7 protein-coding genes are annotated in these 7,648 nt (G+C 59.5%); all 7 read left to right on the top strand.

The window, feature by feature from the left end; all coding sequences use genetic code 11:
* Nucleotides 1-319 precede the first annotated feature (319 nt).
* Nucleotides 320-1,087 carry a glucose-1-phosphate cytidylyltransferase gene (gene rfbF, locus Q0C28_RS17410; RefSeq protein ID WP_293577709.1) on the top strand — a complete coding sequence of 256 codons (768 nt, stop codon included), beginning with the start codon at nt 320-322 and terminating at the stop codon, nt 1,085-1,087.
* Nucleotides 1,084-2,166: a CDP-glucose 4,6-dehydratase gene (gene rfbG / locus Q0C28_RS17405; RefSeq protein ID WP_293577708.1), complete on the top strand. Its 1,083-nt coding sequence runs from the start codon at nt 1,084-1,086 to the stop codon at nt 2,164-2,166. Before rfbF ends, rfbG begins: the two co-directional genes overlap by 4 nt.
* A complete protein-coding gene (rfbC, locus tag Q0C28_RS17400) occupies nt 2,163-2,753 on the top strand; it encodes a dTDP-4-dehydrorhamnose 3,5-epimerase (RefSeq protein ID WP_293577707.1) in 591 nt (196 codons plus the stop codon). The genes rfbG and rfbC overlap by 4 nt, the downstream gene beginning before the upstream one ends.
* Nucleotides 2,750-4,126: a class I SAM-dependent methyltransferase gene (locus Q0C28_RS17395; RefSeq protein WP_293577705.1), complete on the top strand. Its 1,377-nt coding sequence runs from the start codon at nt 2,750-2,752 to the stop codon at nt 4,124-4,126. Before rfbC ends, Q0C28_RS17395 begins: the two co-directional genes overlap by 4 nt.
* 2 nt (nt 4,127-4,128) lie before the next feature.
* Nucleotides 4,129-5,343 carry a glycosyltransferase family A protein gene (locus Q0C28_RS17390; protein WP_293577703.1) on the top strand — a complete coding sequence of 405 codons (1,215 nt, stop codon included), beginning with the start codon at nt 4,129-4,131 and terminating at the stop codon, nt 5,341-5,343.
* Between the two features lie 13 nt (nt 5,344-5,356).
* A complete protein-coding gene (locus Q0C28_RS17385) occupies nt 5,357-6,271 on the top strand; it encodes an NAD(P)-dependent oxidoreductase (RefSeq protein ID WP_293577701.1) in 915 nt (304 codons plus the stop codon).
* 121 nt (nt 6,272-6,392) lie between these two features.
* Nucleotides 6,393-7,163: a cephalosporin hydroxylase family protein gene (locus Q0C28_RS17380; protein WP_293577699.1), complete on the top strand. Its 771-nt coding sequence runs from the start codon at nt 6,393-6,395 to the stop codon at nt 7,161-7,163.
* Nucleotides 7,164-7,648: the final 485 nt, after the last annotated feature.

The raw sequence follows: 7,648 nt of genomic DNA, 5'->3' as shown, positions 1-7,648 counted from the left end.
CAATCGCGCTCGACCCAAAGGTGTCAGTCTGGCATTGCTGTGAATGTTCATTCGATCCCTCCGAATAGGGTTGGTGCTTGGTAACTCCAACCAACTCGGTCTGGATCGAATGGACAACCTGTTGAAAGCTCACAACTAGAGGGGCAGCGCTATGCCAATGATGTGTTTGTGCGCCCTGTTTCGCCGCCCTTAGGGTGCTAGAGGCATGACCTCTCAGGATTGATTCAATTTTTATTTTAATGACTGCATTCATGCGATCTTAACCAACCTCATGCGATCCCAACATAGAGCGGAGAAGCCGCGAAACGTAGAGGAACGCATGAAAGTCGTTATTCTTGCCGGTGGCCTGGGCACCCGGATCAGCGAAGAAAGCCATCTGAGGCCCAAACCGATGATCGAGATCGGCGGCAAGCCGATCCTGTGGCACATTATGAAGGCCTACGGCGAGCAGGGGTTCACCGATTTCGTGATCTGCTGTGGCTACAAAGGCTACATGATCAAAGAATATTTCGCCAATTACATGCTGCACAACTCCGACATCTGTCTGGATATGCGCAGTGGTGAAATGGCGATGCTGCAGAAGAATTGCGAACCCTGGAAAGTGACCTTGCTGGACACCGGCGAAACCACCCAGACCGGGGGGCGTTTGGCCCAGGTGCGGCAATACCTCGACGAAACATTCTGCCTGACCTACGGCGATGGAGTTGCCAATGTGGATCTGTCCAAATTGGTCCAGTTTCACCGCGACCAAGGCACCAAAGCCACCGTCACCGCGGTCCAGCCCGTGGGCCGGTTCGGCAGCATCGAAATGCAGGGCAACCGCGCAACCCGGTTTGTGGAAAAACCTGCCGGAGACGGCAATTGGGTGAGCGGTGGATTTTTCGTGCTCGAACCCTCTGCGCTGGATCATATTTCGGGACCGGACACGGTGTGGGAGCAGGAGCCGATTGAACGGTTGGCAGCACAGCAGGAATTGTCGGTCTACAAACACCACGGGTTTTGGGCTGCGATGGACACGCAGCGCGACAAGCTGCATCTGGAGCGGCTTTGGGCAGCGGGTGAGGCCCCCTGGAAGATCTGGTCATGAGCAGCTTTTGGCAGGGACGCTCGGTCTTGATCACGGGCCACACGGGGTTCAAGGGCGCTTGGCTCAGCCTGATGCTGGCACGCCAGGGCGCCAAACTGCGCGGTCTGTCCCTGGCCCCAGAGGAGGCAAGCCTGTTTCGTGCTGCGCGGCTGCATGATCTGATCCCCGGCGATATCTGCGATCTGCGGGATCGCGCCGGTCTGGCCGCGATGTTCGAAGGTTATCGCCCCGATGTGGTGTTTCATCTGGCGGCCCAGCCGCTGGTGCGGCAATCCTATGTGGATCCGGTGGCGACCTGGGACAGCAATGTCACCGGTACGCTGAATATGCTGGAGCTGCTGCGGTCGTTGAACGCAGGACATCAGGCGGCGTCGCCAATGATCGTTGTGGTCGCCACCACCGACAAGGTGTATGCGCCCGTGTCCGGCCGCCATGCCTTTGTCGAAGGGGATCAACTGGGTGGGCACGACCCCTACAGCGCGAGCAAGGCGGCAACCGAATTGCTGGTCGCCTCCCACCGGCAATCTTTTCTTGAGCAGGAGAATATTCGCATCGCCACAGCCCGGGCGGGCAATGTCATCGGCGGTGGCGATTGGGCCGAGGATCGCATCGTGCCCGATATCGTACGGGCGGTCGCCTCTGGCGAGCCGCTGCACCTGCGTTACCCGCAGGCGGTGCGGCCCTGGCAACATGTGCTGGACCCGCTGGCAGGATATATGACCCTGGCGGAATCCATGGCGCAAAACACCGTTGATCCCAGCGATATGGCGCTGCCCAGCGTCAATTTCGGCCCCGGGGCGGAGGCGGAGAAATCCGTTGCAGATCTGGTGGATGTGGCGCGCCAAACCTATGCTGATGCGGCGCTTGATGTGCGTATCGACACTGCGGCGACCTGGTCGGAAACCGGGCGGCTGTGCCTGTCCAGCGCCATGGCCAACCAGCGGCTTGGCTGGGCACCGCGCTGGGGCTTTCAAGATTGCGTCGAAAAAACGCTGAGCTGGTATGCCGATGTGCAGCGCGGGGCCGATCCGCGGACGGTGAGCAACCAGCAGATCGATCAGTTTGAGGCCGCAGCATGAAGTTGGAGGCCCTAGCGCTGGACGGCGCCTACCGGATCGGATGGAGCGCCAATCACGACCACCGTGGTGCCTTTGGCCGTCTGTCTTGCGCTGATACTCTGGCGCAGGCCGGGCTGGAAAACCTATGGCCGCAGACCAATCTCTCCCGCTCTTCTGAGCGTGGCACGCTGCGGGGCATGCACTATCAGACCGCGCCTTGCGCCGAGATCAAGCTGCTGACCTGCCTGGCAGGCCGCATACATGATGTGCTGGTGGATCTGCGCCCAGGCTCGCCCCAATTTGGGCAGTGGATTGCGCTGGAACTGGATGGGGCCGCCGCCGAAGGTGTCTATATCCCCGCAGGCATTGCCCATGGGTTTCAGACGCTTACCCCGGATGTGATGCTGCACTACAGCCATTCGCATCCTTATAGCCCGGCCCATCAAGCAGGCGTTGCCTTTGACGATCCTGACCTTGCGATCACCTGGCCACTGGTGCCGGTCGCTGTGTCTGCGCGTGACCGCACCCTGCCGCGATTGCGCGATCTTGCTGAATTTCATGAAAACAACCGCGTCCCCGTCGGCGCAGATGAGGAGATGTCCAGATGAAGTGCCGCCACTGCGCCGCCACGCTGTCCCATCAGGTCCTGGATTTGAACCATGCACCGCCATCCAATGCCTATCTGACCGCAGAGCAGCTGCGCGCCCCTGAGGTGCATTTGCCGTTGCGGCTGCTGATGTGTTCAGAGTGTTTCCTGGTGCAGACAGAGGATTTTGCCGCGCCGGACCAGCTCTTTGATGATGAATATGTCTATTTCTCCTCGACCTCGCGCAGCTGGCTCACCCATGCCACCCGGTTCTGCAACACCGCTATCGAGCGTCTGGAGCTGAGCGCGGATAGTCTGGTTGTCGAGATTGCCTCCAACGATGGCTATCTGCTGCAGAATTTTGTCGCGGCTGGCGTGCCTTGTCTCGGGTTTGAGCCCACGGCCAGCACCGCGGCTGTGGCGCGCAGCAAAGGTGTGGAGACGAGACAGACGTTTTTTGGCAAGGCCGAAGCGACCGCATTGCGGCAGGAACGCGGTGGCGCGACCCTGATTGTTGGCAACAACGTCTACGCCCATGTGCCGGATATCAATGATTTCTCCGAGGGCATGGCAGCGTTGCTTGCGCCTGAGGGGGTGATTTCGCTGGAATTTCCGCATCTGTGCGAACTGGTCGCCCAAGGGCAGTTTGATACCGTCTACCACGAACATTTCTCCTATCTCTCCCTGACCACGGTGCAGCGCATTCTGGCCGCGGCTGGTCTGCGGGTCTTTGACGTCGAGCGTTTGCCAACCCACGGCGGTAGCCTGCGCGTCTGGGCCTGCCACGACGCAGCAACGCGGGCGACTGCGCCCAGCGTTGCGGCGGTGTTGCAGCAGGAAGCAGTGGCCACCGCGCCGATCACCGGCGCCGGAGCAGCTTCTGGCGAGAGGGCGGGGGTGGAAACCGGCGTTGGGCAGCCTGCATACTTCTGCGATCTGCAAGCCCAGGCAGATCACGCCGCCGATGCTCTGGTGGAGTTTTTGCAGGGTTGCCGCAGCCGAGGAGAGAGTGTCGCCGGATACGGCGCCGCGGCCAAGGGCACAACTCTGTTGAATTACGCGGGCGTGAACCAGCGTTTGTTGCCCTATATTGCGGACGCTGCCCCCTTCAAACAGGGGCGTTTCTTGCCAGGTGCGCATATTCCAGTGGTGTCGCCCCAGGTGCTGCGTGATGCACCGCCTGATCACCTGCTGATCCTGCCGTGGAACCTGCGGGATGAGATTGCCGCTGATTTTGCAGATCTGAGCAAACAGCATGGCACCACGCTTTGGACCGTTATGCCGCATCCAGCACCGGTCCAGCCTGCGGGGAGTGCCCAAAAGCCCGCTGGTGCAGTGACGCGCGCTGAACTGGCTGGCCCTGCAGTGTCAACACATCACAAAAAGGCGGGTTGATCATGTCTGATATCAAACTGAGCATTTGTATTCCGACCTTCAATCGCGGCCGCTATCTCCGTAGCCTGCTGGCCGCCTTGGAAAATGACATCGCGTCTTTGCCTTGGGCGGTGGAAATCATCGTTTCAGACAATGCGTCCGACGATGATACCGCAGAGATCCTGGCAGAGGTGGGCGAGAGGCTTCCGTTGCGCAGTCTCAGGCAGAGCACAAATGTCGGCGCAGTACGCAACGTGCAAATCGCCTTGCGGGCTGCGCGAGGTGAGTATGCGGTCTACCTCGCCGATGATGACCGGTTGCGACTGGATGGTCTGGTGAAGGCCATCGCGCTGTTGGACGCCAATCCTGCCGCCTCCATCCTCTATGCGCCATGGACGTCAAAGGACCTTGTGACTGGAGGCGTTGGTGCACCGTTTTACCAGCAAAAACAAAATGTGCAGATCGCAAAAGGCGATTTTGTCGGCCTGCTGGAGCATATTCTGGATCACCATGTGTTCGCTGAGATCGCCATCATGCGGGCGTCGGCACAGAAAAAACTGGTGCCGATCGCCAATGATCTGATGTTCTGGGCGTTTACCACACCGGCGGAGTATCTGGGGCTTGGGGATGTGATTTTTGCACAGCACCCCTTCTACCATTCGATCACGCGTCATTTTGAGGGTGATACGCGCGCTCAACAGGGGACCGAAGAGGTGCAGACAGCCTGGGATCGTTATCGCGGCGGACTGGAGCATCTGTTTGGTCTCGCGTTGCAACAGGGGAGATTGGGCAACATCGGACAACGGATGGTTCAGTTGAACCGCATTGTCACCGACAGAATGCGCGTTGCTCTACGGCTGCGCATGGCCTCTAATGCTGATCCTTTGGAGACCTACGCTTTGGCCTCCCGTTTGCGGGGCATGGGCGTCAATATCGAGCAAACGGCTCCGTTGGATCAGATCCGGCTCGCCGCTGCTTTGCAATATATCTGTGTTGTGCTGCCGGATCTGCTGGGCGCAGATGGGCTGGCGGTGATCGGGTCCTGCCCGGAGCAGACACTCGCGGCGCTCTCGGATGTGGCTTGTGTTCCTTTGCGGCACGTGGAGCAGATCGATGAGATCAAAGGCACAGATATCGTCTTCAACCTCGGCGAAGCCGACACCCCGATACATCTCGCGGCCGAACAAATGGCGCTGAGTGCGCTGACCGAGGGTGATTTGATGCGCAAATTTGCCTGAGCCGGTGACTGATATGGCGCAACCACGCATTTTAATAACAGGATCGACCGGATTTGTTGGCCGGGCTGTCACCCGGGTCTTGCAGAGGCTCGGGGCGCCGCTCTGTCACGTGGTACGGTCCGGGTCTGCGTCGCGCATTGCCTGTTTGGGACCGAGGGATCGGGTGATCGAATGCGACGATGTATTTGCGCAGTCTGCTGACTGGTGGGCGGATCACCTGGCCGATCAAGATATCGTCCTGCATCTCGCCTGGTACGCCGAGCCGGGGCGCTATCAGATGTCGCCGAAGAATTTCGACTGTTTGAGCGGCACATTGGCGATGGCTCGTGGAGCGGCCTCGGCCAATCTGGCGCGCTTTGTCGCTGTCGGCACTTGCCTTGAATACGACCTGAGCGCTGGTGCGGTTGGCCCGCACACCCCTCTGGCGCCGCAATCGCCCTATGCCGCGGCCAAGGCGGCTTGCGGTCTGGCGCTTGGGCAGATGCTGCCACTTGCGGAGGTGTCCTTTCTCTGGGCGCGGTTGTTTTATCTGCATGGCGCAGAGGAAGACCCACGCAGGTTGGTTGCCTATCTGCATCGTCAATTGCAGGCCGGAGAGGTGGCCGAGCTGTCCAGTGGGATGCAGCTGCGCGATTTCCTGGATGTGGAGGTGGCCGCGCAGATGCTGGTGCAGGAAACGTTGGGTGAGCGGACCGGTGCTGTGAACATCTCCAGCGGCGAGGGCATCCGCGTGCGCCAGCTGGCCGAACGGATCGCCGATGAACACGGCCGCCGCGATTTGCTGCGCTTTGGCGCGAGACCGGACCACCCTGATGATCCGCCAGAGGTGATTGGCCTGCGACCGGCTGCGCCCAAGCCCCGATATGGCGGGCAGGCGGTAAAGGTGCCGGACAGATACTGGGCCGACCGCCAAGCGGTTCCCGCATAGATCAACAGGCCTGACCGCCGTCGCCCGAATTCAAACGAACCACCACAGATACCGAACCCAGATACTGAATACAGTTATCGAACAGAGATACCGAACCAGGACAGAATATGAGAGGTCACAGATGACATCCTTTGCCGCCGACATTCCCGCCCGTCTCAGCCGGATGCGCAACCATCGCGCCCTGCAGGATTCTGCACTGGCGTTTATGCGGGCCTCTGCCGATGCGCAGTATTCATACAACTATCATTGGCTGGGCCGACCGATCATTCAGTATCCGCAGGACATTGTCGCCATGCAGGAGCTGATCTGGCAGATCAAACCGGATCTGATCATCGAAACCGGGATTGCGCACGGCGGCTCGTTGATCTTTTCGGCATCGATGCTGGCGCAGTTGGATATGCATGAAGCCATCGAAGCCGGAACCTCGTTTGACCCGAGCCGCTCGCAGCGCAAAGTGTTGGGCATCGACATCGATATCCGCGACCACAACCGAGACGCCATTGACGCCCATCCCATGCGCTCGCGGATCGAGATGATACAGGGCTCTGCCATCGATGCCGGGGTGATCCAACAGGTGAAGGAATTTGCCAAAGGGTACAAAAAGATCCTGGTCTGCCTCGACAGCAACCACACCCATGATCACGTTCTGGCAGAATTGCGTGCCTATGCCGATCTGGCTTCGGTCGATAGCTACTGCGTGGTGTTTGACACGCTGATCGAGGATATGGACGACGACACCTATCCGGATCGTCCCTGGGGGAAGGGCGACAATCCACGCACCGCCGTCAATGCCTATCTGCGCGAAGATGACCGGTTCGAAATTGACGAAGACATACACGACCGTCTGCTGATCACGGTCGCCAGAGGCGGCTTCCTGCGGCGAACCGCCTAGGAGCTACGATCAGTCCCTAAGATCAGATCCTGGGATCAGTCTCGACGATCAGGCCCGAGCAACCCAAAGGCGCAGCAACCAAGCTGCGCCTTTTTTGCTGTTTTGCAGTAGGCATGCAGAAAGCGGGGTCGGGAGATGGTGAATTGAGATCGAGGGTCTGATTTACTGACCTCGTTTGGCCATCTGTATTTGTCCACCTGTGGTCACCGCTTTGGACGCTTGTTGCGCAAAGCAACCCTCCATGCCATCGTTACGATGCTCTTTTGAGGCGAGCGTGAAGATCGCAGCACGGTTCACCAGCAGATGTGGCTGTCACCGCCCAGTCAGGGTCAGATGCAACAGACCTGTCGAGAACATTCTGAATTGTCCGGTGTAGGTAACATGCCAATTGTCCGCTTCAGTTAGTACCGCAGCAGCCCAAATCGGAACGAGCCGTAGGCGACTGGAGATTTGGGCTGCTGCGTTCGCACGCGTCGAAGCGGGTC

The sequence above is a fragment of the Phaeobacter sp. genome, assembly GCF_022825805.1.
Taxonomy (GTDB): domain Bacteria; phylum Pseudomonadota; class Alphaproteobacteria; order Rhodobacterales; family Rhodobacteraceae; genus Phaeobacter.
The sequence above is the reverse complement of the archived record's forward strand: the minus strand, read 5'-3'. Positions and strand labels throughout refer to the sequence as shown.

What these genes read in the sequence shown, in the direction of transcription:
- rfbF (WP_293577709.1), top strand. Translation starts at nt 320, where the DNA reads ATGAAAGTCGTTATTCTTGCCGGTGGCCTGGGCACCCGGATCAGCGAA.
- Q0C28_RS17385 (WP_293577701.1), top strand. Translation starts at nt 5,357, where the DNA reads ATGGCGCAACCACGCATTTTAATAACAGGATCGACCGGATTTGTTGGC.
- Q0C28_RS17380 (WP_293577699.1), top strand. Translation starts at nt 6,393, where the DNA reads ATGACATCCTTTGCCGCCGACATTCCCGCCCGTCTCAGCCGGATGCGC.
- Q0C28_RS17390 (WP_293577703.1), top strand. Translation starts at nt 4,129, where the DNA reads ATGTCTGATATCAAACTGAGCATTTGTATTCCGACCTTCAATCGCGGC.
- rfbG (WP_293577708.1), top strand. Translation starts at nt 1,084, where the DNA reads ATGAGCAGCTTTTGGCAGGGACGCTCGGTCTTGATCACGGGCCACACG.
- Q0C28_RS17395 (WP_293577705.1), top strand. Translation starts at nt 2,750, where the DNA reads ATGAAGTGCCGCCACTGCGCCGCCACGCTGTCCCATCAGGTCCTGGAT.
- rfbC (WP_293577707.1), top strand. Translation starts at nt 2,163, where the DNA reads ATGAAGTTGGAGGCCCTAGCGCTGGACGGCGCCTACCGGATCGGATGG.